Genomic DNA, 25176 nt, shown 5'->3' on the forward strand with positions numbered 1-25176 from the left:
GGTTTTATGGCCTTCAATCTGTTTAGAAGGGGTGAAGTATGTCAGAGAGAGTATTGGTAGAAGTGACGGATGCAGACCTTAAAGCCCTTACCGGCGCAATCGCTGCGATTAAAGCCAGAGCCTCATCGTTTGGCGATAGCGGTTCAGAGATCGTTGATGATCTGGTCCCTCTGAAAGCGCTGCGCAAACGCATTATCGCAGCACAGGAAGCTGCCGGATAAGAGGTGGGTTAAAACGCCTGCCGCTGCAGGTCCTCTTTTGGATGGGCTTCGATCAATAGATCTTTTCCGTAGGTGATCGGGCCGAAGATGGTGTCGATGGTGGGGCGTACTCTCAGTGCAACACCCTGAGGAATGGCACCATCCTCACCGGCAAAAGCGAGTGCCAGTTCAAGCATATCCATCACCGATTTTTCATTGAAGAATTCAAACATATTCAGGCTCAGATTCAGCGGGATATCCTGCGATTCACCGGCAGCGAGCTGGATGTTTTTCTCCATGCTGCCGCTGATGGTGTCGCGGCCATCAAGAACCAGTGTCCAGTCCATGCGGGTCAATTTGGCAGCCACCCGGTTGGCCAGCGGATTCTCCGACTTCAGATGCAGGGTGAGATGTAGGGGAAGCTCCTCTCGTGAGAGCGCCATGCTGGCACGGGCCATCTGAAACATATTGATCTCTTCCAGTGAATCGATCTGCATCAGATCGATGCCTGCCAGACGCACGGCTGAGACATGATCGAGTGAGAACTTCACTTTGGACAGGTCGGTTGGTTGCATCAAGGTGGCGCAGCCAGAGATAAGTAGTGTGCTTATTATGACAGTGATCAGTGAAAATCGGTTGCTTAGTTTCATATTGGACGCTCCTCGCTGTGAGACAGAGGCGAGTATAGATCAAGTGAGATACATATCTGTGTGATATATTACACCAGTAGTGCAGTGATCCCCCGAATCAGGGTTTGTTTACACTATTTTCCGGTTAGAATCTTCTCGGCGCGGGCCAGATCAGCAGGGGTATCAACGCCGATGCAGTGAAAATCACCAACACTTACCGCAATATCGTAGCCGTGATGTAAAACCCTCAGCTGCTCCAGCTGCTCGGTCTCTTCTGATTCACACGCTGCCAGTGAGGGGTAGATCAGCAGGAACTCTTTGCGGTAGGCATAGAGGCCAACATGTTGCAGGGCATTGGAGCTGCCGGAGCGCGGGAAGGGGATGGCTGCGCGACTGAAATAGAGTGCGCGTCCTTTGGCATTGCAGACCACCTTCACCACATTGGCATCATGCAGATCAGCATCCTCTCTGACCGGGTGCGCCAGTGTTGCCATCGGCAGGTAGGCATCATCCTTGAACGGCTCCACCACAGCGCGAATTGCAGCCGGATCGATCAGCGGTTCATCTCCTTGCACATTGACCACCACATCACAGGCGATCTCTCGCACAGCCTCAGCCAGTCGATTACTGCCGTTGGGGTGATCGGCATTGGTCATGCAGGCGATCACACCACACGCTTTGGCTATTTCGGCAATACGCTTGTCATCGGTGGCGACAAACACTGGCCCGAGGTCGGCAGCAACGGCTTTCTCAATGACATGCTCAATCATCGGTTTGCCAGCCAGCAGTGCCAGCGGTTTGCCGGGAAAACGGGTGGAGCCCATGCGGGCAGGAATACCGATTGCGATTTTCATATCAGTGGGTGTCTATCTCGTTCCAATCTGCGGTTGCTGTGCCTACCTTGCCTACCACTACACCGGCAGCGCGGTTGGCAATCTGGGCAGCAGTCAGCGCATCATCACCACGCGCCAGACAGGCAGTGAATACGGCAATAACCGTGTCACCTGCGCCGGTCACATCAAAGACATCACGTGCAGCAGTTGGGATATGGTGGCTCTGTTTGCCGTCAAAGAGGGTCATGCCGCGCTCAGAGCGGGTGAGCAACACATACTCAAGGTTAAGGTCGCCATGCAGTTTCTCGGCAATCATCTCGGCATTGGCATCCTCATTAATCGCCTGCATGCCAGCCATGGCGGCAGCTTCAGAGAGGTTGGGGGTGATAAATGTGGCGCCGCGATAGGCGTCGGTATGTTCCGGTTTGGGATCAACACCGATGATGCCGCCCTGCAGCTTTTCAATCAGTTGGCGAATAAAATCGGGAGTGAGTACCCCTTTGCCGTAATCAGAGAGGATCGTGGCGGTGGCATTTGGCAGCATCTCTTCAACATGGGTGAGGATGCGTGCCTGCGTTTCCGGTAGTGCTGCCTGTGTCCATTCGCGGTCATAACGTACCACCTGCTGATGGCGGGCGATAATGCGGGTTTTGATGGCAGTAGGGCGATCATTGGCTTTGGTGACTACGCCGCGATTGTCTGAATCCAGTTCAGAGAGTCTGGTGTGTACCCAGCGGCCAGCTTCATCATCGCCAACCAGTCCGAACATCGCAGATCGTGTTTCAAGCGCATGCAGATTACGCACCACATTAGCTGAACCGCCAAGCCTGCGGTCAATCTCATTGACTGATACCACCGGTACAGGTGCCTCCGGTGAGATGCGGGTAACATCGCCCCATATAAATTCATCTACAATGATATCGCCGATAACCAGAATCAAATGACTACTCCGTGTGCTCTATAAGTAACGAATGGTTCGGGAGTATAGGCATCTTCGGTGAAGCTGTGTAGCAGTGAGAGTGAAACAGGGGTTTAATCAATGCCGATCAGCGCAACTATCTTCTGGCCGACATAGTTTGAGCCGATGGCATTGAGATGGTTTTTGTCCCGGTAGAAGAGCTCACCATCTCTGGCCATGTTGCAGGTTTGTGCGTCACAGAAGTAGGTTGAGAGATCAATCAGTGTGAGATTCTTATGTGGATCAACTGAACGTTTGATCAGGTTTTCGTATGTTTCGCGCTCTTTGAAGAAGGTGGCACTGCTCTCGGAGCACTGATTCACCGGCCCAAAACCGAGGCCGAGGCGGCCACTGTATTTGCACTTGGAGGGATCAAAGGAGAAGTTGGGGATATCTGCGGCCACAACATAGACCGATTTGTTTGCAGCCGTCAGTGCAGCCACCGTTTTTCTGAAGGAGCTTTCGAACTGTGCGGTTTTCTCCGCCCCTTTGATGCGCCAGCTCCAGAAGGCGGTAAGTACCACTTTTGAGATTGACGGGTTCTCTATGACATGATTGAGCGCATCCTGGAAACCTTTGTCATCGAGTGTCGGCAGCCCGTCCTGCATAAAGAGCAGCACGTTGCTGTTTTTAGCGCTGTTGGCGATGCCCAGATAGAGATGCTGGGCATGACTGTCACCTATAATGGCAACATTTGTGGTGCCGTTCTGCTGAGAGTGCAGACAGCCGCCCGGCATCGATGATTTCAGTAGGGTTTCCTCTCTGCAGGGGAAAAAGATTTTCAGCTCTGCGTGGTAGGCGGGATTACCGATATCACCACGGTTCACCTCATGCAGGGACGGGGCGGACTTGCGCGATTCAAAGCCGTTATTGGCATAGGTGAGGTATCCGGCAGTGCCAATGGCGGCCAGCAGCAAGAGAAGCAGGGCTGATATCGTGCGTTTGGCCTTGCCAAAGCGGCATGGCGCTTCAATAAATCTGAAGGTGAGCCAGGCCAGCAGAAATGAGGCCAGTACAGCCATCAGACTGAGTTGCCAGGATGGTTCCTGACTTTTCAGTATTTTGATAAATGAGAGTATCGGCCAGTGCCAGAGATAGAGGGGGAAGCTGATCAGGCCTACCCAGACCAGTGGCCTGTTCGAGATCAGCTTGCGATTCACCCATGCGTTCGGGCCTGCAGAGATGAGCAGGACGGTGCCGAGCACCGGCAGCAGGACCCACCAGCCGGGAAAGGCGTGCCAGCGGTTAATCACAATCAATCCGGCGATCAGCAGAATAAAGCCGATAAACGACTGCTGATTGGGGTAGCGGTTGAGCAAGGCGGGGCGATGCAGTGAGATGTAGGCGAGAATGCCGCCGGCCATCAGCTCCCAGATACGGGTCAGGGGTGAGTAGAAGGCGGCGGATTTGTCATAACCGATCTGATAGATACTGAAAGCGAAGGAGGCAATAGCGATCACCAACATGATGGTGAGAAAGCTCTTATGCTTGCGCCAGGCCAGCGCCATCAGCAGCGGCCAGAATATATAAAACTGCTCCTCAATGGCCAGGCTCCAGAGATGCAGCATCGGCTTGGTTTCAGCGGCATTATCAAAGTAGCCACTCTCCGACCAGAGCAGGAAGTTGGAGATAAAGGCGGCACCGCCAGCCAGATGTTCACCCAGCTGTTTGTACTCCTGAGCTGTGAGTGCAAACCAGCCGAAGATGAAACTGGTCAGCATCACCGTGGTCAGGGCGGGCAGAATGCGCCGGATACGACGGATATAGAATTCGCCGAAACTGAATGTGCCGCGCTCAAGATTGGAGAAGATAATGGATGAGATCAGAAATCCGGAGATGACGAAAAAGATATCAACACCGATAAAACCGCTGCGCAGAGAGCTTGGATAAGCGTGAAACCAGACCACCGCAATAATGGCAATGGCGCGCAGGCCGTCGATATCGGGGCGGTATTTCGGGTGCGAGAGGTGGCTGGCGATGCTGCTGCTCATATACTGTTATTCAATGCTTAAATTTGTCATCAGTTGCGATTAAGGCTGCCAGTAGAGATAAACATCATCGCCACGCAAACGGTATGATTTTACAATCTCACCGAGTTCCGGAATCTTCGTGTCACAGAGAATGAATACCTGGCGTTCAGAACCATCATACCAGCGGATATGCTTCTCAGGCGGCATGCGGACATCCATATAGGCCATAATGCTCAGCCCTGTGGCCACATCATTGCGGGTACGTACTGTGCTCTGGCCGGTGGTCTGCAGGATATCCTCGACCACAACCTTGATATCGCGCTCCGGACGCCAATCCTTAATGTAGGGGAGGGCGACAAAACTGAAGGGGATTTTCATGATGATAACGATCACCATCACCTTAAATACCGTCTTCATCTTCTCACCATCAAGCTGCATGGTGAAGCCGATCAGCAGCAGTGCGAAGATACCATAGAAGGGGATGAGGTAGCGTGGTGTGCCACCTGCAGAGAACCAGAAGGGAGCCAGACAGACCAATAGCAGCCAGAGCAGGGTGACCATGTTGGCATCCATCGTATACCGCTGTTTTTCTCGCCAGAAGAACCAGATCAGCAGCAGCGTGACAGGGAATGCGCGGGCAATGAAAATGACGGGGTAGCTGATCCAGTGGTAGAGATAATCAAGCAGGCCGAACCCTTTAAAGTTGAGTATGGCATGAATAAGCGTGTCATCACTTGAGCCGAGCTGAATGAGGTAGGTTGGATAGGCCCACGGCACGGCCAGTGCCAGCAGACCGGGAATGAGAAACAGAGGATTGAGTAGCAGGCGCCAACGCTGATGCCGTTGCAAAAGGACAATGCCAGCCAGCCCATAAACAGCATAACAGCTGCTGTTTTTGACCAGAAAAGCGAGGGAAATCAGCAGTAGTGATAGGATCAGCAGTGGTAGATGCTTCTTCTCTATAGCCAGCCAGAGGGTACTGATGGCTGAAAAGATGAAAAAGCCGAAGGTGGCATCGGCATAACCGAGCCAGCCATACCAGAATGAGACCTCGCCCATGGTCAGGTAGACCAGTGCTGCCAGCCAGGGGGCGTGCGGATGTTGCGGATAGAGGTGACGGGTCATTCTGTAGACGACAAAGGCAGAGCCCCAGGTGCTGAAGACCGAAACCACCCGTGGCGCCACATCCAGATGCTCCCAGCCGATAACCTGAGCAACAGCGATAATCAGCCAGTTAAACATCGGTGTTTTGGAGAGATCGAAACCCATCAGGGTCTGATGCCACCACTTATGATTGGCAAACATCTCAAATGCACTGAGGGTGTACCAGCTCTCCTCACCGATGTATTGCATGATGGGAAGTGGTAGCAGCATCACCAGTGCAGCAAGCAGGGCTGTCTTTTTAATTGTACCCGGTAGTATCATTACACCTCATTTTTTGTGTACAGATGGTAGAAATCATGGTTGATTTTATTGCTCTGATTTGAAGCTGGCAGTAGCTAACAACTATGCAGTGGATACTATTTGTTCACAAATAATTTGTCATTATGGTCTCGCTCCCATGCCAGAGCGACTGATTTGATGGATTGGTGATACGATTGAGCTATTAACAGGCAGGTTGAGGAAGTGGAGTTTTGATGAACGTGTTATTTAATTTGCCCGCCAGAGAGAATGCGCTGTTCAGGGCCGAGATCGATGCGGCCATTGCCGATGTGCTTGATTCAGGTTACTACCTGCTGGGCAACCATGTGAAGGGGTTTGAACAGGAGTTCGCCAGCTACTGCAGGGTAGACCACTGCATCTCTGTCGGCAATGGTACCGACGCGCTGGAGATTGCCCTGCGCGCTGTGGGTGTGCAGGCCGGTGATGAGGTGATTAGTGTCGCCAATGCCGGTGGTTATACCACGATCGCCTGCAACATCATTGGCGCCGTGCCTGTCTATGTCGATGTCAACGCCGATGACCTGCTGCTCGATATCGATCAGGTCGTTGCTGCCGTTTCAGAGAGAACCAGATGTGTGGTGGCGACCCATCTCTACGGTCAGGTGGTTGATGTGAGTGGCTTAAGAGCCCTGCTTGATCAGGCAGGCTACGCAGATGTTAAAATTCTTGAGGATTGTGCGCAGGCGCATGGCGCTACGCTAGATGGTCAGCCTGTAGGTTCTCTGGCCGATATCGCCACCTTCAGTTTTTATCCAACCAAAAACCTGGGGGCGCTCGGTGATGGCGGCGCGATTGTGACCAACGCTGAATCACTGGCTCAAACCTGCCTTCAGCTGCGCCAATACGGCTGGAAGTCCAAATATGAGAGTACGCTTCCTTTCGGAAGAAACAGTCGTATGGATGAGCTGCAGGCAGCCATATTGCGTGTAAAGCTTAAACATCTGCCTGATCTGAATGCCAAGCGGGTCGCAGTCACTGAGTTTCTCGATGCCGCATGCAGAGGTGTCGTTGAGGTGGTGACACAACCCAGGGCGGGCAGCGTGGGTCATCTGTTTGTGGTGCGCCACGCACAGCGCGATAAAATCCGTGCTGAGCTCGCTCGACACGGTATCGCCACAGATATTCATTACCCGCTGCTGGATATGGATCATGATGCGATGCTGGAGCAGCCCAGGCGTGTGATGAATATGTCCTGTTCAATCAAGGCAACGGCCGAAATCTTCTCTCTTCCCTGTTATGCCGGTATACGTTCAGATGAGCTGGATCATATTCAGCAGGTGTTTGATTTGTATATTTCTAAAATTGTGTAGGTTTAGTGATATGACGACTCCTATCCATTCACTGATTATTCCGGTTTATAAGAACGAGGAGAATATCCCCGGCCTTTTAAAGGCTCTCTCTTCTTTGAACCGTAAGATTGAGAATTTTGAAGTGGTGTTTGTGGTAGATGGCTCTCCTGATGCCAGTTATGAGCTGCTGCTGAAGCAGCTGCCAGCCCAGCCTTTTGCTTCACAACTGATCCATCTCTCAAAGAATTTTGGTTCATTTGCTGCCATCCGGCGTGGACTGGAGGAGGCCAACGGCGATCTGTTCGCGGTGATGGCTGCTGATCTGCAGGAGCCGCCTGAGTTGATCATCGATTTCTTTCAGGTACTTGATGAGGGTGAGTTTGATATTGCCGTAGGCGTGCGCGGTGAGCGCAATGATCCGCCGCTGACCACCTTTCTCTCCAGAACCTTCTGGTCATTCTACCGCCGTTTTGTCATCAAAGGTGTGCCCGATGGTGGCGTCGATGTGTTTGCCTGCAATGGTAGTGTCAGAGAGGCGCTGCTGATGCTGGAGGAGATCAACTCTTCACTGATCGGTCAGCTTTTCTGGGTTGGTTTTAAGCGCAAGTTTGTCACCTACAAGAGGCAGAAGAGAGAGCATGGCAGATCTGCCTGGAACCTGAGTCGAAAGATTCGCTATATGTTTGACAGCGTATTTGCCTTCTCCGATCTGCCAATCCTGATCTTTCTCTGGCTCGGTGGGTTCGGTATTGCCACATCGATTATCGTGTCACTGCTTGTGATTGTCTCATGGATGTTTTCGCTTATCACCGTGCCCGGTTATGCACCGATTATCCTGAGTATCTATTTTATGGGATCCTTGCTGATTTTAGGGCAGGGCATCATCGGCAGTTATGTCTGGCGCTGTAATGAGAATACCAAGCGCCGCCCGATCACGCTGGTGCATCAGCGACACACCTTTGAGCCTGGCAGCGAGTAGTTGTAATAATGACAAAACAGGAAGTGACAATGGATTATTTTGTGCATGAAAAAGCCATTTGTGAATCTGAGAAGGTAGGTTCAGGCACCCGAATATGGGCCTTTGCACATATCCTGCCGGATGCTGTGGTTGGCGAAGAGTGTAATATCTGCGATGGCGTGTTTATCGAGAATGATGTCACGCTGGGTGATCGCGTGACCATCAAGTGTGGTGTACAGATTTGGGACGGCATTACGCTCATGGATGATGTTTTTGTCGGCCCCAATGCCACCTTCAGCAATGATAAGTTTCCTCGCTCCAAAGTATTTCCCGATAGTTTTTTGAGAACAGTTGTTGAAAAGGGTGCCTCAATCGGTGCCAATGCCACTATTTTGCCGGGTATCACCATCGGCATGGGGGCAATGGTTGGTGCCGGAGCGGTGGTAACGAAGAGTGTGCCGCCCAAGGCCGTGGTGGTTGGTAATCCGGCGCGCATAGTCAGTTATGCCGGCATGGAGAAACAGACCGATGCGATGATTTCCAGTTCAGCGTCCGGCATATACCCTGTGAAACTGGGGGTGGGCGAGGCTGAGCTGTGGCAGCTGAAAAGTTATGATGATATGCGCGGCTCGCTGATGGTGGCTGAATTTGCCTCGGATATTCCATTTGTTCCGCAACGGACCTTTGTGGTGCATAACGTGCCATCTGAGGATGTCAGGGGAGAGCATGCGCACAGAATCTGTGAACAGTTTCTTGTATGCCTGCATGGCTCTGTTCATGTGGTGGTTGATGATGGGGCAGTCAACAGGGAGATCCGTCTGGACGCTCCCGATAAGGGCGTCTACATGCCTGCCATGATCTGGGGCGTGCAGTACAAATTTTCAAAGGATGCCGTGCTGATGGTCTTTGCATCCCACCCCTATGACTCGGAGGAGTATATCCGTGATTACGGGCTGTTTGTGACCGAGAAGAGCGGCGCTTAAGCAGGTGGGCACTGTTATCTCAGGTGGTTTGAGTCATCAATGATTCTTGACCGTTATATACTGCGCGCCTGGCTGGGCCCTTTTTTGGGTGGCCTTCTGCTGGTGCTCTGCGTGTTGCTGTTGGGCAGGGCACTGAAACTTCTCGGTACCGTGTCAGACAGTGGGCAGGTCTGGTCACTGATTGCTGAGCTGCTGATCCTGACGATGCCCTATTTTCTGCTCTTAACAGTGCCCATGGCCTTTTTTCTCTCCATGCAGAATACCATTACATCACTGCAGCAGAGCAGTGAAATGGATGCACTGCGGGCATCCGGCGTATCCTATAGCCGTATGTTGCGCGTGTTTCTGCCTGTTGTGCTTCTTCTCTGGCTTTCGTTGACCTATACCGCCACGGTTTTAATGCCCCAGGGGCAGATCAATTTCTATAATGTGTTGTCCAAGGTCTATGCCATGAAAGGGGTGATTACCTTTTCACCACAACGATTTACGCAGGGTTTTGATGGTGTCACAGTCTATGTCGATGGCGAGGATGAGCAGGGGGTCTATCACGGTGTGATGCTTGAGGATCATCGTAGCGGTATCTCGGTGATCTACACGGCCAAATCGGCACGCTTTATTATGGGCGGCAGTTATCTGGAGCTGCGCATGGACAATGGTGTGCGTCTTGAGGGGGCGGGTGCCGATCAGCGCATGCTGAGCTTTGAACACTATCAGGTGAGCATACCGCTTTCAGATGGCAACTGGAGCGAGAGAAAGTCAAAAGATCATGTGACCATGATGACGATGACTGAGCTATGGCAGAGCATGCAATCTGCCAGGCCGGAAGCGGCTACGGCAGAGTGGAGCAGGCGTCTTCTGCTGCCCTCGACCGTGTTGATTCTCTTCTTCTTCGCGCTGCCGTTATCGCTAACCCAGAAGCGTTCCGGTAAGGCCGGATCACTGATCTCAGGCATTGCCATGCTGGTGCTGATCTACAATGCGCAACTGCTGCTGCATCGGCAGGTTAGTCAGGGGGCGTTCCCGGGCTGGACGATGTGGGCAGCACAGATTGCCATGTTGGCATTGGCGATATTTCTCTGGAGACGGGCAGAAGCGGATCGTATGCCAAGACTCTTCTCGCTGCTGGGAGAGTGGATCTATTTCATACATCAATGGGTTATGCACAGATTGGCGCATCGCTGGAGTCAGCAGAAGGATTCTTAAGAGGTCACCGCTGTCGATGTCAGACAGCCAATGACCAGCAGTCTCCTAAATATTCCGTTGGTAGCAGGCCAGTTGCTCTTCTGCTACAGCTCTCCAGCTGTGGATGACAATGTCGGGACTCTGACCGAGCAGTTTTTCACAGGCGAACGACCACTCCAGCATGCCTGAGTTGATATTCATGATGTTATCCGGCTGCAGTTCACTGCATATGCCACAGGCTGAAGAGACCACTACCGGTACGCCGGCGGCTCTGGCTTCGGCGATGACCATGCCGTAAGGCTCCTGACGGGCAGGGTGCAGCAGCAGATCGAAGCTGGCATAGAGCGGTGTCACATCAGTTTCTCCGAGTAACTGATAATCACCATCCCAGTCGCTGAACAGGTGAGCCACTTTTTCAGGATCAGGACCTGCCACAATAAACTGCAGCGCAGGGCGTCTCTTTTTTAGTTCACGGACGATCTCTACGGCAATATCCAGCCCTTTGCGGCGCCACTCCTTTCCGACAAAGCCGATTACACCACCATCTTCATCGACCAGACGTTCTGGTCTGAGGGGTATGTTATCAACGCCGGGAGTGACCGGTTCAACCAGTCGCTGATTGATCTCGGGGTAGTAGGTGAGCAGTGCATTGGCGATCAGAGAGGAGTTGGGAACCACGGCTCTGACCTGCTCTCCACACAGCTCCCGCCTCTCCAGCCAGAGGTTTACCGCAATACGAGGTGAGAGTCGCTGCCACAGCGGTTTGGATTTCACTTTGGCAAAGGGGGGGCCGTGAAAGGTGGTGACATGGTGAACAGCTGTGCGTTCATGACTATGGATTATGCGTTCTGAATCGGGGTTGGCAGCCACCCATGCCGATACCTTTCTGGAGAAGCGCAGATGTGCCAGCCAGCGCGGGCGCCAGTGCACAAGTCCCAGTTCAACCACCTCAACCCCATGCGGGGGAGCCTCTGCAGCGAGCTTTTCACAGAGAACAGTGACCTGATGACCCATAGCTGCCAGCTCTCTGGTCAGCTCCCAGACATATCGCTCCATGCCACCCACAGGTCCATAGTGGCGTGCAATGTGCACCAGCTTCAGTGGCATCATGATTGATCCGGTGGCCGATGCCACTCCTGCTTGCGTTCACACAACTTGGCATAGCGGTAGAAGGTGCCCTCAAAGTTGCCGAAGGCGATAACAAAACCGGCCCAGCCATCGAGAAATCCGAGTTTGAGAATATAGATGCGAATAAATGCCCATATGCCGCGCAGCAGCGCTTTGCCCATGCCCGGCTCGACACCACGGCGCTCAAGCTTTAATGCGCCAAGTGTTGAATAACGTTTGCCTTTATCCTGAATCTGGGAGAGATCCTTGAATGGAAACTGCCAGATCGCATTGCGCATATGGTCTACACTGCCATGAATCTCAAAGCCCTCATGCACCTCATCAGCCTCATCAAATATCAGTGCACCTTTGCGGAAGAGTTGAGGTTGACGGTAGTCGGGATACCAGCCGCAGTGCTTGATCCAGCGACCCATAAACCAGTTTCTGCGTGGTGTGTACCAGGTGTCGGCAGCATCGGCTCTGTTGATAATGCTGCGAATCTCTTCAGCAGCCTCAGGCGTGCAGCGCTCATCCGAATCAAGGCTGAATACCCAGTCATGACTACAGGCCGCAATGGCATCATTACGCAGCTTTCCGAAACCTTCAAAATCGATTTGGACGATGCGTGCGCCGAGCGATTCGGCAATCTCGGCAGTGCGGTCTGAACTGTGGGAGTCGGCTACGATCACCTCATCAGCCCACAGAGCACTTTTCACTGCCGCAGCAATCTTATCCTCTTCGTTATAAGCAATGATGTAGACCGAGACTTTATTCATCTGCTTCCCCAAGCTGCTTGAGGCCATGTACGGCTTCAATGCGCGACTCATTCAGGCAAGCCTGAAGCATGGCGTCATTTTCTTCCAGTCTGTTGCGGGAGAACTCCCGGTGCCAGAGATGCAGAACCGGTGTGCCTCGCAGGTTGCGGCGTTTGAGGCCGGCATGTAGCAGGCGGGCGGTAAGATCGGAATCCTCGCGGCCCCAGCCCTCAAAGCTCTCATCAAAACCATTGATTGTGATCAGCGACTGAGTCGGACAGGAGAGGTGACAACCCCGGATGCCTGCAAGCTTCTCACTCGGTTTGGTCAGATAGGGTTTCAGATGTAGTGGAATAAGGCGATTGATGTTGCCTTTGAGTTTCTGCTTCAGCCACCAGAAGATTGATCGCGAAGTCTTCAATTGTGGCTGGCTGCATAGCATCTCTGTCCATCTTTTTGAGAGCAGGATTCTACTGCCGCTGATAAAATAGCTGTGACCAGCAAAGCGACGGTGGGCAGACACCATATCGGGCATCGGGATGCAGTCGCCATCGGTTAAAAGGGTGTAGGGCTCGCGGATTTTTCTAATGGTCTCATTGTGAATACGCGCTTTTCGGAACCCATCATCGTGCTGCCAGATATGGTGGATCGGAACCGGAAACCCGACTTTGATGCGGTCAATCAGTGCCGAGGTTTCAGCCCCGGAGCCATCATCGGCGATATAGATGACAAAGTTGAGGTCACGCTGCTGGCGATACCCCTCCAGTACCAGACGTAAAAAGTCCGGTGCATTATAGGTGGAGATGACGACAGCAAGCGTGGCGGGATTCACTGCTTGGGCTTTCTCAGTACAGCCAGCATATCATGCCCCTTCAGGCTCCAGCGGGCTGGAATCGCCAGAAGTTCACGCGCCACTTTGGCCATTTCGTAAACCGGTTTGGAAGCATTTTTGCGCTCAACCAGATTAACACGCTTGGTGGTGATCTCATGTACATCCAGACCGCACTTCTCAGCCAGCAGGGAGATGCTTTTGGGGTTAAAGAAGCTGATATGACCACCATGACTGCGGATATCAAAATACTCCCAGCTGCCGCCCAGCTGCTTAACAGTCCAGGAGTCGGCATTGGCGGTGCCGATCAGCAGCAGGCCACCGGGTTTAAGGATGCGCTGAATTTCACGAATCACATCAGCAGGCTCCAGCAGATGTTCGATCACCTCAAACAGGGTAACTACATCGAAATGGTTGTCTGGGTAGTGGGCATCCTGCAGAAAGCCGGGGAAGACATCGAAACCAAGACTTTTGGCCGTTGCTGCCGCCTGCGTGGCAGGTTCCGCACCGAATGCCTCATATCCGCACTCTTTAGCAACCAGTAGCAGAGCACCACTGGAGCAGCCGACATCCAGAAGTTTGGGCGTCTCAGTCGCTGCAACCACGGCTTTGGCATCATTGAGCATTTTACCCATCCGCTGGTGATAGCGGATTTTGTTTTTGCCACTTGGCAGTGTGCCTTCGGGAACATCAAACTCCTGCATCGACTCATCAAACCACGCTTTGCCGCAGGCACTAAGCAGCTGGCCACAGGCAGGGCAGCGTTTCAGATTGCCCTCCGGCAGTTCAATCGAAGTGGTCTCTAAGGTGCTGCTGCAACCCACCGGGCAGTGGTTGAAGATGGCATCTGTAACGTCTCTGTTCATAACTGTTGATCCTATTTCCGGAAAGCAGCTTATTCCGGCACTGGCAGGGCGGGGTTCAGCTTGCCACGCCAGTCTGTTTATTGTGTTGCCAATGCTACATTGGCTGCGCTGTTAGCGTAACCGGTGAGATTGGCGAAGATGCGTCCGAACTTGATTTTGGCGACCAGTTGAATAGGGATATGGCGCTCATCATCGGTCATGTAGAGGGTCATCTCACCTTTATTGGTAAAGATGCCTTCTGACAGCAGCTTGGGTTTGACAATCAGGCAGGAGACCTTTTCACCCCAGGGTGCCTTAAGTACTTTTTTCTCTTTGGCGATGGTCACCTCGATCTCGTAACGCTTGCGCGAATCAAAGACCGGTATTTTGATCAACTGGCCCGGCGTCAGTTTCAGATTACGCACAGCCAGAAATGCATCGATCACACTCAGATGACCTGCAGGCACATCAAAATGTTCAGTAACCTGATTCTGGGTGTGGGTGACCTTGTTCTCCTTCCAGAGAAAATCGGTACGTTTTACCGCTTTGTATTTACGCTCGTGCAGGTTGGCATCAAAGAGGGTGCTCTGCATGCGACCATTAACACAGATGCCTTCAGCCGTGATGTAATCACGTACCTTTCTGAAGATATCCAGAGCCTTGTTGGTGCGGGCGAATGTTTTGACCTGCCAGCCGCTTTGTGAGGCTGAGATATCCATGGTGGCCGAACCCGCATTGATAAATTCCCAACCGACATCAAAGCTAAGGTGTTCGCCGCTATAGGGCATACAGCTGACCGGTGCTTCAGATGCAGCAACCTCCGCATAGGCACTCTGTACAGAGATGCAGATCGCCAGCAGGAGCATCAGAAGTGGGCGCATGCGGTTACCAGCTGCCGTGATACCAGGCCAGAAGAATCATCACCAGAGCACCACCGGCAAGGGCTGCAACATGGTTCCATTCACGGTGCTGTTTTACCAGTGCCCAGCTGAATGATCCCTTTGATACATCACTACTCCAGCGCAGAGGAATCAGAGCCGGTCTCTTCTCCATGAAGTGAACATAGGTATCACCGAAAAGGTTAATCAGGTTCTTCTCCTCATTCTTCCAGGTTGGCATATAGACAATGAAAAATGAGATAGTAACAATGATAAAGGCTAGGATACTGTCAGAGACAATGCAGAAGCCGGTGGCAACCAGCAGGTGACCCAGATAGAGCGGATGCCTGACCAGTGCGTAGGGGCCGGTCGTCGTCACCTCTGCAGATTTATGGATGTGGCCGGAGGCCCAGATGCGAACCAGTTCACCGATGATGATGACCACAAGACCGGCCATAAAGCTCTCCCTGCTTGGATGGGCAAAGATAATAATAGCCAGTGCCATAAGGATACTGGCGGGAATACGGGCGCGCAGAAACAGCTTATGAAGAGACTGGGCAGATGTGGTTTCAGAGGTCATTTAAAATCCTTATGATCGATTCAGGCCGGATGGCTTGCATACAGACAAAGTTATCGCATTTGCGATTGAAACAGGGGCCACACTCCGGATTGGCTTCGACATGCCAGTGTAACTGATGATGTTGCTCATGCGCACTGCACTCCAGTGGGGCTGATCGCCATGATGCCGAAGGGCCCCAGAATGTGATTGTCGGCCTGCCTAATGCCGCAGTCAGATGAAGCAGTCCCGTATCTGCACCTACTGCAGCACGACTCTGCCTGATCAACGTGCACAATGCTGACATATTCAAACGTTCGGGCAAGGCGAAGCCGTTACTCTCTGCGGCCAAAGATTGCGCCTGAGCCCTTTCCTGATCATTTCCCCAGCTGAAAAGTGGTACAATATCACGGCGAACGAGGCTCTCAGCTATGGCCAGCCAGCTTGCTCCGGGCAACTGTTTGGTCTCCCAGCCGCCGGCGCTATGCAGTATCACATAACCTCTCTCTTTCAGATTCAAGCGGCAGAGCAGGTTCTCATCCTCTTTGATTGAGCTGTTCTCCAGATCAATCGCGGGTGCAGCATAGGGGATCGCTTCATGACCGGAAGGTCCACTGAACGGTCCTGCTGCAATGCGGCGGTAATACTGTACAACATGGCGTTCCTGCTGATGGAACGCAACATTCCTGATCAGCAGGCTGGCAGGTTTCTCACGCAAAAACCTGTTATCAAAGCCGTATACAGGGCTGCCACAGAGACGCGAGAGCAGGGCGGATTTCATCAGCCCCTGCAGATCAAGCACGGCATCAAAACCGATGCTGCGAAGCTTGCGGGTAACCTGCCATGCTGAGTGCAGCGGCTGTCTGCCTTTCAGGGCAACGCTGTGCACCTGCACCTGTTTGGGAAGAATCTCAGTGACAAAGCGGTAGCGCTCATCAACCAGCCAGTGCACCTCATCAACCTCGGGTCGGGCGAGCAGATCATCAAGGGCAGGCAGGCAGTGAATAATATCGCCAAAAGCGGAGAGTCGTACGATGAGGACTTTCATCGCTATCGATCAGCCAGCCAGCATGGCGAGACAGCTTTGCGTTAACATCTCTGGTGTGATGTTGGCCATACAGGGGTGACCCTCTACGCTGCATTCGCGCTGCAGGCATGGACTGCAATCAGCGGGTTGATAGAGGATGCTGACTTTCGGGCCACTGGGTGATGTGCGGGCCGGATCGGTTGCTCCGAACGGGGTTACCGTGGCTACGCCAAGGCCAGCAGCCACATGCATCAGCCCTGAATCGTTGCAGAGCATCAGTTGCGAGGCGGTGATCAGTTGCAGCGCCTGCCTAAGGGTGGTTTCACCGGCTGCATTCCAGCAGGGGATCGTCAGATCTTTCAAAATCCGGTCAGCAACAGCACGATCCTCGGACATGCCCAGAATTAGCGGTTGCCAGCCCCGCTCAGCCAGCGTGTGAACGACTCTGGCAAAACCCTCGGCAGGATAACATTTGGCACCACCAAACTGGGCACCGGGTGCAATGCAGATGGTTCGTTCAGGATTAAGCCCATGCCCCTGCATCAGCGCTCTGCCATGTTGCAGCTCTCCGTCTGGAGCAATCAACTTCACTGCATCATCTGCAGTGCTGATACCTGTCTGCGTTGCCAGATCAAGATGAAAACCGCGATGGTGCTCGTTTCTGGTGTCGATGCGCGGCGAGATCGGCTGACTGAGCAGCAGGCTGCGCCACTGGCCCCGATAACCGATGATATGTTTCACCCCGGCTTTTCTGCAGTTCCAGGCACTTCTGAAGCTGTTGGGGAAGAGATAGGCGGTATCTGCCGCCGTGATGGTGTCACTGAATTGAGCCCCCTCAATATTGAGGTAGGGGAGCAGATCCTTGAGCCAGCCACGACCACTGACAGTGATGCGGCAGTTTTCATGCTGCTGCCGATAGTGAGCCGCGATCGCAACCATAGCCGGTTGAGCCATAATAACATCGCCGATCCAGTTTGGAGGCATCAACAAAAGGTGGTGACTATTACTCATGCAGCGCTGGTCGGATCACTTTTGTCTGGGCGACCACAGATAAACAGTCGCTGTTCGCGTTTGAAGAAGGGGAACCAGAATCTCTCCTTGCTCTGATTGATCTCCTCACGGATTTTAAAGTGGCGGGAGAGCGTGCTTCTGATGCCTCTGAGCGAGTAGTAGTAAGGTCGCGTTTTGGTACAGAGCACAGGGAAGAACTGCTCGGCAAGGTAGTGCAGACGTGCCTCCAGAGGGCTATGGGTGCGCATATCTACGATAAGCGTGCCATCATCTTTAAGCAGTCGCTCCATCTCATGCATGATCAATTCAGGGTTCAGTGAGAAGGATATCGTGTTCAGGCAGATGATCAGATCAAAGCTTTTGGCTGGTTTTTTAATGCGCTCAGCTGTGGTGGCGAGAAACTCCCCTTCAGGCAACATGCCGGGAAACTGACGCCGGAAATCATCGATCAGGGGGTCAAGGTAGACCTTATGCTTCAGGGGCAGATGCTGGCTGATACAGATCGGCCCGCAACCGATCTCCAGCAGATAGCCCTCTTTATCATACTGCTCAGCACAACGCTGCAGGATCGGCAGAATAGTCTGCTCCTGCAGCTCCCGATCAACATTAGGGCTCATCTTTTTCCATCGCGCCAGTGTTTTGCCTTGTGAGGCCTGCCAGCGCGTGCGGGATATCGGTTTGTGTTTACTCATCAGGCCTGTTGTGACTCGCGTTCATCCAGATAGAGCCAGCGGCGATGAATCCATAGCCACAGTTCGGGGCGCTGGTCAATCAGCGGTGCAAATGAGTCGCATACCATCCGCATGATTCTACCCTCATCTGTTTCCACTTCGCCATTTGAACCGGGGATTAATATCGGCCGGAAACGCAGCTTGAAACGGAATGATCTGCCGATGCGATCCAGGGTCACACCAATAAGCGGAGCGTTATATTTGCTGGCTACGGTAGCGGGCAGGGTGGTTGTGTTTGCCAGATGTCCAAGGAAGGGAATCGGAGTCCCGTTGGAGAGATGCTGATCAATCATGATAGCGATAGTGTGCCCGTTTTTCATGGCGCGGGGAAGCCAGCGCAGTCCCTCGCTGCGAGAGTGTAAAATTGTACCAAAGCGACTGCGCGCAGTGAGTATGAATTGATCAAGGGCAGGCTGCCTCAGTGAGCGATAGATCATATCCGACTCATGGCCAAGCAGGGAGATGGCCAGCGCACCCAACTCCCAGTTGCTGTGGTGCATAGCGGTTAATATGACACCGTTACCCTGTGCGATGGCATCTCTGTATAACGATTCACCCTCAACCTCAATACGCGAATTGAGGTATGCTTTGGAGCGCATGAACACATGCGGCACCTCAAACATGGTGCGTCCCAGCTCGGCAAAGGATTCATGGGCAGTGCGGATTTTCCATGCATCATCGCGATCGGGGTAGATGCGGTTGAGGTTGCGCAGGGCGATATTGCGGTGGCGGCCATCGATCAGATAGATGAATCGACCCAAGCCTGCGCCGAGGGCGCCAAGCAGTCGTACCGGCAGCAGCTGTACCAGAAAAAAAAGAGATTTAACGAGAAGGGTCAATGAGATGATCCGATAACCGGTCAGTCGGTCAGCGCTTTCGCCTCATCAATCAGCATCACCGGGATATCGTCGCGGATCGGATATTCCAGTTTGCATGCGTCGCAGACCAGTCCGGTTTTACTCTCATTGTAGCGGATCTCACCCTTACATTTTGGGCAGGCGAGGATTTCCATCAGTGCTTTATCCAACATTGTTCACTCCATCGAAACAGTAAAGGGGGTATGATAACGAAAATGCGGCCTGAAAACAGGCCGCATTGTGAATCGAATTACACTGCTGCTCGATTGTTAATCGTCATTGAGCATGCCGAACATCGCCAGCAGGTGCTGAAAGAGCAGGAATACATCCAGATAGAGCGTCAAAGCCGCAGCGATATACTCATTATTAGGGTAGTCACGCAGGATGTTTGAGGTGTCATAAAGGATGAAGGCAGAGAAGAGTAGTACACCGATACCAGAGAGGGTCAGTGCCATCATCGGAGACTCAAAGAAGAAGTAGTTGGAGAGCCCGAGCACGATCATGGCGATCAGACCGGTCCAGACGAAACCCTTCAAAAATGAGAAGTCGCGTTTGGAGATAAAGGCGTAAGCGGTAAGGGAGACAAATGCCACAGCTGTGGTCATGTAGGCCTGCAGTACAAGCGAACCGGATTTGGCAGCAACCATGCCGACCAGTGGAGAGATCGCCAGGCCGGTAATGACACCGAAACCGATCAGAGCAACGAAATTCAGACCGGGAACGTGGCGAACCGCCTGCACTGCGAAGATGCCGCCAATCATGATAAACAGCATCATCCAGGGATGTTCATAAGGGAATGCCATGCCGATGGAGAGGTAAGCACCGATGCTGCCTGCTGCGATGCAGAGTGCGAGCATGCCATAGGTTTTACCGAGGAAACCGATGCGTTCGTCGGCCAGCTGGGTTGAACTCATTGTTGTTGTATTCATGAATACCTCCGGAATAGTGAAACGTAATGTAGGGCTTGCTTGGACAGGGTCAAGAGCGGTGATGTTTCTCTTCAGAGACAATCTCTGCCTCGATAACCAGCGGATCGTGTGGTCTGGCTTGGCCCTGGTTGTTAGGGCTTCCCGGGATCTGCACGACTGGAAGAGCCTTGTTGATGAGCAGCTGGCGCAGTTGCGGAACCAGTAGCAGGAAACCGATTGAGTCGGTAATGAAACCGGGGGTGAAGAGCAGAACACCGGCCAGCGCAATCATCACGCCATGAAAACCGTGATCGACCGGCGCCTCGCCATGCGCCATGCGCTTTTGGGCGTCGACGAGTGTGGAGAGCCCCTGATAACGAATCAGGAAACCACCCAGCGCTGCGGTAAGCAGGCAGAGGGCGATGGTGGAGAGTCCACCAATGCCACTGCCGACCTCAATCAGCAGCCAGAGCTCCAGCAGAGGAACCAGAATAAACAGGGCAAAGAGAAATCTTAACATAGGCTATGTATAAGGGTTGTCCGTGAGCGATTCAAGGGGTGGCAGGGGCGTTGTGCTAATATAACAGGCCCTAAACCACACCCTGAGATCTGAGATACTCTTCATAGCTGCCGTGATAATCGATAATGCCAGCAGGGGTGAGCTCAATAATGCGTGTGGCAACCGAGGAGATCAGTTCGCGATCATGACTGACAAAGATCAGGGTGCCCGGATAGTGCTCCAGAGCGGTGTTCAGTGATTCAATGAACTCCATATCCATATGGTTGGTCGGCTCATCCAGCAGCATCACATTGGGATTAAGAAACATGAATTTGCCAAACAGCATACGGCCCTTTTCACCACCGGAGAGCGCTTTGACAGACTTTTTGATCTCATTCTGGGAGAAGAGCATGCGTCCGAGATTGCCGCGTACCTCCTGCTCACCATGCTCCTTGAGTTTCCACTGCGCCATCCAGTCAAAAACGCTGATATCTTCAGCGAAATCAGCCGAGTGATCCTGCGCATAATAACCGATCTTCACATTCTCCGACCATTTGATCTCACCTGAAGTCGCCTCCAGATCACCGGCCAGACAGCGCAGTAGCGTGGTTTTACCTATGCCGTTGGGGCCGATCACCGCAACGCGTTCACCAACAGGAATGGTCAGGTCAAAGTTTTCAAAGAGCAGTTTCTCATCAAAGCCCTTACTCAACTTTTTCAGGTTGAGCACGTTTCTAAAGAGCTTTTTATCCTGCACAAAACGCATGAACGGCTTCATACGGCTGGAGGGTTTGACCTCATCAAGCTTGATTTTATCAAGTTTTTTGGCGCGGGACTGCGCCTGCGTGGCTTTGGAGGCGTTGGCGGAGAAGCGGCGTACAAAGGCCTGCAGCTCCAGAATCTCCTCTGTTTTCTTGGCATTAGAGGTGAGCAGCTGCTCCTGCACAAGGGCTGAGGCCTCCATGTAGTCATCATAGTTGCCCGGATAGACACGCAGCTCGCCATAGTCGAGATCGGCCATGTGGGTGCAGACACTGTTAAGGAAATGACGATCATGTGAGATGATAATCATGGTGCCTTTCTGGGCATTAATCACACCCTCCAGCCAGCGAATCGCGTTGAGGTCAAGGTTGTTGGTCGGCTCATCCAGCAGAATAATCTCAGGATCACCAAACAGTGCCTGAGCCAGCAGTACACGCAGCTTCAGACCCGGCGCAATCGATTTCATCAGGTTGTAGTGATCCTCAACCGGGATACCCACGCTGATCAGCAGATCACCGGCATTGGCTTCTGCACTGTAACCATCCATATCGGCAAAGTGGCTCTCCAGATCACCGGCACGCATGCCATCATCTTCACTGAGTTCATCCTGAGCATAGAGCAGGTCACGCTCCTGTTTCACATTCCACAGCTCTTCATGACCCATCATCACCGTATCAAGAACGCTGAACTCCTCAAAAGCGAAGTGATCCTGACGCAGTTTTCCCAGTCGCTCATGTTTATCGAGCATCACATTGCCGCTGGTTGGTTCCAGATCGCCACCGAGGATCTTCATCAGTGTGGATTTGCCGCAACCGTTGGCGCCGATCAGGCCATAGCGATTGCCATCACCGAATTTGGTTGAGATGTTTTCAAACAGGGGTTTATCCCCGAACTGCATGGTAATACCGGATGTAGAGAGCAAAACACTGTTCCATTAAGAGAGAATTCCTTTCAAACCTTGCCTGAAAGGGTGGCGCAGCTTAGTGCCGCCCATGATATATACAAGCACGGGCACTATTTATCACAGATACGTTTGCGCTCCAGAGTGCATGGACTGACTCTGGACGTGGTTCAATAACAGGACTCCTTCATTTTTTGAGCCACTGTGGATAGGTTCAACGCGTGGGAGATCAGGAGATGGAAACATTCAGACACGCAATCAACTATATCTTTGCCAATATTGCAGGGAACGCAGTAGTGCATGAGTAAAATCGATTTTGGATTAGATGCATGGTTTGAGGCGCATGCTGCAGAGCTGTGTGGTTCAGATGATGAACTTGCTCGGGTGATCGCTGTGGATCGTGAGCGCTTTGTTGTACATGACGGTGAATCTGAGCTGTTTGCTGTGCTCACGCGCAAGTTTGTGCAGGCCACCGAATCACCTGCGGATTTCCCGGTGGTAGGGGATTGGGTCTGCCTTGAGCATCATGAGCGTGATGCTTTCACCAGCATCACGACGGTGCTGCCAAGGAAAACAGTGTTGCGACGCAAGATGGCAGGCACCGAGATTGAGTTCCAGATGCTGGCGGCCAATATTGATACCGCATTTATTGCCCAGTCTTGCCATCTCGATTTTAATATCCGCCGCCTTGAACGATATCTGGTGATGGTCAATCAGGATCAAATTGAGCCGGTGCTGCTGCTGACCAAAACCGATCTGATCAGCCCTGAAGCGTTAGATCAGGTCGTTACCAAAATCCGCAAGGCAGGCATTGATCATACCATTATCAAGCTGAGTAATGTCACAGGTGAGGGGATTGATCTGGTGCGTGAGAGGCTGCTTGCACGGAAAACCTGCTGCCTGCTTGGCTCCTCTGGTGCAGGCAAAACCTCGTTATTGAATCACATTGCCAACACCAGTTTTAAAACAAAATCTGTCAGTGTCTCCGGGGCAGGCAGGCACACAACGGTTCGCCGCCGACTGATGATGCTTGATAACGGGGCGATGCTGATCGATATGCCGGGTGTGCGGGAGCTGGGCGTGATGAGCGGGCGAGAGGGCATCGATGAGCGCTTCTCCGATATTCTGGCACTTGGTGAAACCTGTCGCTTCAATGATTGCGGCCATAGCAATGAACCCGGTTGTGCCATCAACGAGGCCATCGCCAGCGGTGATCTGGATGAGGATCACTACAAGAACTACCTGAAAATCAAACAGGAGTCAGAAGCCTACGAGAAGGCTCACGCCGAGAAACTTAAAAAGGGCAAGGGTTCCAGACGACCTTCTCCCTCCAAAGCAAAACATAAGAAAAGGCATTAAGTTCACCCTTGGTCGCATAGCAGGCTTGGACGTTGCTTGGCTCTAGCAAAACAACCTGTTTCCGATCCGTCCGCCAAAGCTGAAATAATCTGCTATACTCATCAAAGCCTTAAAGAGCGGGCAGGGGATGAAGATGCGCGGTGAATGTATTTGCGGAGAGATAGCATTTGAAGTGGTTGGTGAACTGCCGAAGCTCTATCAATGTCACTGCTCGATCTGCCGCAAGCAGGCTGGAAGCGCTTCCAACACAGGGTTGATTGTAAAACAAGAGAACTTCCACTGGTTGCTTGGTCAGGAGAAGATCAGCTCCTATGTGAAAGAGACCGGTTTTCGTTCTGACTTCTGTTTCAAATGTGGTGCAGTAGTACCCAACCCGTTCAGAGACAGGCCCTACATCTGGGTGCCAGCAGGTGCGCTGGATGATTCCGAACCACTGGAGATCGTTGCACACATCTGTGTCGCCTCAAAAGCATCGTGGGATAAGCAGATTCCCGAAGAACTCATACCATTTGAAGATATGCCGACCCTCACCGAACTCATTGATCTGGTACATGCCAATGCCAATACCTGATCTTGGCAGCCCTGCCTTTACTGGTACAATGGTAGACCTGACCCCTCTGGTTCCCTGCGGTTTTGTCCCCCATTTGGGGGACATACAGAAGTTTTTAAGCCGCTATAATCGCTGTTTGGTTTTTTTAATTGCATAGGAATGGGAGAGGGATACAAGTTTAGTGAAGAATCTGATTGTTTGGATATACAGTGTAGTCATTACGACATTAGGAATAATTGTCCTTATGACTGTGGTTCTAGATGCTGTAATGGATAAGGATTATTCACAGTCTATGGTCAACATAGGAAGAAGCATATTCGGAAAACCTCCACTGAAAGTTGCTGCGCCATCATGTATGCCTCAGTCAATTGAAGGTAGCACCTTTGTGTTTGATTATCCGGCATTACATTCTGGAAATGTTCCGATGGTTCAGTTGGAACTGTCTAACCAGATTAGAGATAAATCTATTCTAGTTCACTTGAATGCTCCAGATGATCGAAATCGTCGTATTTTAAGCTCTCTGGTTCCTTCAATGGGATCAGTGACTGTCAGTGTTCCTGCTTCAAAATACAATGTGAGTTTCGATAAAGGTAATTACTTTTGTAATTTGAATAGAGGCTTTCTAGGGGGCTCTAAAAAGATTGGGATTAGACAGTTAATGGATGTTGAAACTTTCAGCCATGCCACCTTGGAAATTAACGATGGTGCTGTTGCAAATGGAGGCCTCGCGATCTCCTTAACCGAAACTCAAAATAAAATGAATATGGTTAGTTCAACTGAAAGTGGAAGATCATATCTCACAATCCCAATGTCACGAGATGGACACTTTTATGTTACTGCTGAAGGGAATGGATTCCCGGTTGTGTTTTTGGTTGATAGTGGGGCAACGAATATTTCATTCCCTGCGCATTACATGAAAAACCTGAATGTGAAAAAGTGCTCTCCTGTTAAAACGAACACAGCCAATGGAGTGGCTCGAGGATGTAAATCAATAATCAGGGAAATCAAAATAGGGCCATATACGATAAACAATGTGAATGCATATTTTTTGGAGAAATTAAATACGCCATTACTTGGTATGAATGTGTTGAGTAAATTCACATCGTATCGAGTTGATGATGTGATGCAGCTTGTACATAAAGGGCAGTAAATGAAG

At 52.0% G+C, this 25176-nt stretch carries 27 protein-coding genes; 8 read left to right on the forward strand and 19 right to left on the reverse strand.

What is annotated here, in order from left to right; all coding sequences use genetic code 11:
- The first annotated feature begins 38 nt into the window (after positions 1–38).
- Complete coding sequence (locus F3F93_RS03140; RefSeq protein WP_176957712.1) at positions 39–221, forward strand: hypothetical protein; 183 nt, start codon at positions 39–41, stop codon at positions 219–221.
- Between the two features lie 8 nt (positions 222–229).
- Here the strand turns inward: F3F93_RS03140 and F3F93_RS03145 are convergent, their stop codons facing one another.
- From F3F93_RS03145 to F3F93_RS03165, 5 genes are all read right to left on the reverse strand, one after another.
- Positions 230–850: a hypothetical protein gene (locus F3F93_RS03145; protein ID WP_176957713.1), complete on the reverse strand. Its 621-nt coding sequence runs from the start codon at positions 848–850 to the stop codon at positions 230–232.
- Between the two features lie 113 nt (positions 851–963).
- The gene (gene kdsB / locus F3F93_RS03150) at positions 964–1683 is read right to left on the reverse strand and encodes a 3-deoxy-manno-octulosonate cytidylyltransferase (RefSeq protein WP_176957714.1); all 720 of its coding nucleotides are present in this window, start codon (positions 1681–1683) and stop codon (positions 964–966) included.
- 1 nt (position 1684) lies between these two features.
- Complete coding sequence (gene rfaE1 / locus F3F93_RS03155; RefSeq protein ID WP_176957715.1) at positions 1685–2602, reverse strand: D-glycero-beta-D-manno-heptose-7-phosphate kinase; 918 nt, start codon at positions 2600–2602, stop codon at positions 1685–1687.
- A gap of 92 nt (positions 2603–2694) precedes the next feature.
- Entirely contained in the window at positions 2695–4611 is a 1917-nt protein-coding gene (locus F3F93_RS03160; RefSeq protein ID WP_176957716.1) for an acyltransferase family protein, read from the reverse strand.
- Positions 4612–4650: 39 nt separating this feature from the next.
- Complete coding sequence (locus F3F93_RS03165) at positions 4651–6015, reverse strand: glycosyltransferase family 39 protein (RefSeq protein WP_176957717.1); 1365 nt, start codon at positions 6013–6015, stop codon at positions 4651–4653.
- A 212-nt stretch (positions 6016–6227) separates the two neighbouring features.
- Between F3F93_RS03165 and F3F93_RS03170 the strand changes: the two genes are divergently transcribed.
- Genes F3F93_RS03170 through F3F93_RS03185 form a run of 4 tightly spaced genes read left to right on the forward strand, consistent with a single transcriptional unit; the run spans position 6228 to position 10466 of the window.
- Positions 6228–7343, forward strand: coding sequence for a DegT/DnrJ/EryC1/StrS family aminotransferase (locus F3F93_RS03170; protein WP_176957718.1), 1116 nt, complete (start codon positions 6228–6230; stop codon positions 7341–7343).
- A gap of 10 nt (positions 7344–7353) precedes the next feature.
- The gene (locus tag F3F93_RS03175) at positions 7354–8301 is read left to right on the forward strand and encodes a glycosyltransferase family 2 protein (protein ID WP_176957719.1); all 948 of its coding nucleotides are present in this window, start codon (positions 7354–7356) and stop codon (positions 8299–8301) included.
- Between the two features lie 29 nt (positions 8302–8330).
- Positions 8331–9263: a WxcM-like domain-containing protein gene (locus tag F3F93_RS12550; RefSeq protein WP_176957720.1), complete on the forward strand. Its 933-nt coding sequence runs from the start codon at positions 8331–8333 to the stop codon at positions 9261–9263.
- A gap of 39 nt (positions 9264–9302) precedes the next feature.
- Positions 9303–10466, forward strand: coding sequence for an LptF/LptG family permease (locus tag F3F93_RS03185; protein WP_176957721.1), 1164 nt, complete (start codon positions 9303–9305; stop codon positions 10464–10466).
- A gap of 45 nt (positions 10467–10511) precedes the next feature.
- Here the strand turns inward: F3F93_RS03185 and F3F93_RS03190 are convergent, their stop codons facing one another.
- The 14 genes from F3F93_RS03190 to F3F93_RS03255 form a co-directional block, all read right to left on the reverse strand.
- Positions 10512–11555 (reverse strand): glycosyltransferase family 4 protein, encoded by a 1044-nt coding sequence (locus F3F93_RS03190; protein WP_176957722.1) that lies wholly within the window; start codon positions 11553–11555, stop codon positions 10512–10514.
- Complete coding sequence (locus tag F3F93_RS03195; protein ID WP_176957723.1) at positions 11552–12328, reverse strand: glycosyltransferase family 2 protein; 777 nt, start codon at positions 12326–12328, stop codon at positions 11552–11554. The genes F3F93_RS03190 and F3F93_RS03195 overlap by 4 nt, the downstream gene beginning before the upstream one ends.
- On the reverse strand, positions 12321–13139 hold the full coding sequence (locus tag F3F93_RS12710; protein WP_176957724.1) for a galactosyltransferase-related protein: 819 nt from the start codon (positions 13137–13139) through the stop codon (positions 12321–12323). The genes F3F93_RS03195 and F3F93_RS12710 overlap by 8 nt, the downstream gene beginning before the upstream one ends.
- Positions 13136–14002 (reverse strand): class I SAM-dependent methyltransferase, encoded by an 867-nt coding sequence (locus F3F93_RS03205; protein WP_176957725.1) that lies wholly within the window; start codon positions 14000–14002, stop codon positions 13136–13138. Before F3F93_RS03205 ends, F3F93_RS12710 begins: the two co-directional genes overlap by 4 nt.
- A 77-nt stretch (positions 14003–14079) precedes the next feature.
- The gene (locus F3F93_RS03210) at positions 14080–14862 is read right to left on the reverse strand and encodes a DUF3108 domain-containing protein (RefSeq protein ID WP_176957726.1); all 783 of its coding nucleotides are present in this window, start codon (positions 14860–14862) and stop codon (positions 14080–14082) included.
- 4 nt (positions 14863–14866) lie between these two features.
- On the reverse strand, positions 14867–15439 hold the full coding sequence (locus tag F3F93_RS03215; RefSeq protein WP_176957727.1) for an isoprenylcysteine carboxylmethyltransferase family protein: 573 nt from the start codon (positions 15437–15439) through the stop codon (positions 14867–14869).
- The gene (waaC, locus tag F3F93_RS03220) at positions 15429–16463 is read right to left on the reverse strand and encodes a lipopolysaccharide heptosyltransferase I (RefSeq protein ID WP_176957728.1); all 1035 of its coding nucleotides are present in this window, start codon (positions 16461–16463) and stop codon (positions 15429–15431) included. Before waaC ends, F3F93_RS03215 begins: the two co-directional genes overlap by 11 nt.
- 9 nt (positions 16464–16472) lie before the next feature.
- Positions 16473–17426, reverse strand: coding sequence for a lipopolysaccharide heptosyltransferase II (gene waaF / locus F3F93_RS03225; protein ID WP_241696936.1), 954 nt, complete (start codon positions 17424–17426; stop codon positions 16473–16475).
- Between the two features lie 23 nt (positions 17427–17449).
- Positions 17450–18145, reverse strand: a complete 696-nt coding sequence (locus F3F93_RS03230) for a methyltransferase domain-containing protein (RefSeq protein WP_176957730.1) — start codon at positions 18143–18145, stop codon at positions 17450–17452.
- Positions 18145–19023 (reverse strand): lysophospholipid acyltransferase family protein, encoded by an 879-nt coding sequence (locus tag F3F93_RS03235; RefSeq protein WP_176957731.1) that lies wholly within the window; start codon positions 19021–19023, stop codon positions 18145–18147. The genes F3F93_RS03230 and F3F93_RS03235 overlap by 1 nt, the downstream gene beginning before the upstream one ends.
- 20 nt (positions 19024–19043) lie before the next feature.
- Complete coding sequence (locus tag F3F93_RS03240) at positions 19044–19214, reverse strand: Trm112 family protein (protein WP_176957732.1); 171 nt, start codon at positions 19212–19214, stop codon at positions 19044–19046.
- Positions 19215–19310: 96 nt separating this feature from the next.
- Entirely contained in the window at positions 19311–19970 is a 660-nt protein-coding gene (locus tag F3F93_RS03245) for a Bax inhibitor-1/YccA family protein (RefSeq protein WP_176957733.1), read from the reverse strand.
- A 49-nt stretch (positions 19971–20019) separates the two neighbouring features.
- On the reverse strand, positions 20020–20469 hold the full coding sequence (locus tag F3F93_RS03250; RefSeq protein WP_176957734.1) for an FxsA family protein: 450 nt from the start codon (positions 20467–20469) through the stop codon (positions 20020–20022).
- A 70-nt stretch (positions 20470–20539) separates the two neighbouring features.
- Complete coding sequence (locus tag F3F93_RS03255; RefSeq protein WP_176957735.1) at positions 20540–22132, reverse strand: ABC-F family ATPase; 1593 nt, start codon at positions 22130–22132, stop codon at positions 20540–20542.
- Between the two features lie 279 nt (positions 22133–22411).
- On the opposite strand from F3F93_RS03255, the gene rsgA reads away from it, so the two are divergent.
- The 3 genes from rsgA to F3F93_RS03270 all read left to right on the forward strand — a co-directional run bounded on the left by rsgA (position 22412) and on the right by F3F93_RS03270 (position 25170).
- The gene (gene rsgA / locus F3F93_RS03260) at positions 22412–23470 is read left to right on the forward strand and encodes a ribosome small subunit-dependent GTPase A (protein ID WP_176957736.1); all 1059 of its coding nucleotides are present in this window, start codon (positions 22412–22414) and stop codon (positions 23468–23470) included.
- Positions 23471–23603: 133 nt separating this feature from the next.
- Positions 23604–24041: a GFA family protein gene (locus tag F3F93_RS03265; RefSeq protein ID WP_176957737.1), complete on the forward strand. Its 438-nt coding sequence runs from the start codon at positions 23604–23606 to the stop codon at positions 24039–24041.
- A gap of 223 nt (positions 24042–24264) precedes the next feature.
- Entirely contained in the window at positions 24265–25170 is a 906-nt protein-coding gene (locus F3F93_RS03270; protein ID WP_176957738.1) for a retropepsin-like aspartic protease, read from the forward strand.
- Positions 25171–25176 lie beyond the last annotated feature (6 nt).

Source organism: Mariprofundus sp. KV (assembly GCF_013387475.1).
In the GTDB taxonomy this organism is placed as follows: Bacteria; Pseudomonadota; Zetaproteobacteria; order Mariprofundales; family Mariprofundaceae; genus Mariprofundus.